The organism is Microtetraspora sp. AC03309 (assembly GCF_020826795.1).
In the GTDB taxonomy this organism is placed as follows: Bacteria; Actinomycetota; Actinomycetes; order Streptosporangiales; family Streptosporangiaceae; genus Microtetraspora; species Microtetraspora glauca.
The window spans coordinates 1-701 of record NZ_JADDIL010000312.1; the positions used below are offsets into that span (position 1 = coordinate 1).

Genomic DNA, 701 nt, shown 5'->3' on the forward strand with positions numbered 1-701 from the left:
GCCTGCGTCGCTCGAAGTCGAAAGGAAGTTCATCGACCTTGCGGTAGGTCGACGCGGCCAGCAACGCCTCGGGTGACCCTTCGGCGAAGTGCAGGACAGCGCGGTCCATCAGATTCTTGACGCCGCTCTGGTGAAAGCTGTTGAGCCAGGCCAGGGTCAGCACGTTGTCGTCGCGGTCGCGGCGGATATCCGTGTGATGCTCGAGGATGATCCGGTCTTGGGTGAGCGTGCCGGTCTTGTCGGTGCACAGCACATCCATCGCGCCGAAGTTCTGCACCGAGTTGAGCCGCTTGACCACCACCTTGCGCCGCGCCATCGCCACCGCGCCCTTGGCCAGGTTGGCCGAGACGATCATCGGCAGCATTTCCGGCGTCAGCCCCACCGCCACCGCCAGCGCGAAGGTCAGCGCGGTGACCCAGTCACCCTTGGTCACGCCGTTGATGACGAACACGATCGGCACCATCACCAGCATGAACTTGATGAGCAGCCACGACACGCTGTTGACGCCGCGGTCGAAGCTGGTCTCGACCCGCTTGGTCGACACCACGTTCTTGGCCAGCGAGCCGAAGTACGTATTCGGCCCGATGCCCACCACCACCGCGGTGGCGGTGCCGCTGACCACGTTGGTGCCCATGAAGCAGATGTTGGCCAGATCCAGCAGATCGGCGTTCTCGCCGGCTTGCGCCTCGGCGCGCTTGGCG

1 protein-coding gene is annotated in these 701 nt (G+C 64.6%); it reads right to left on the reverse strand.

All coding sequences use genetic code 11. The annotated features are described in order from the left end of the window. Positions 1-701 (reverse strand): HAD-IC family P-type ATPase (locus IMZ11_RS43035; protein WP_228649392.1); only part of this gene is annotated, 701 nt, incomplete at both ends.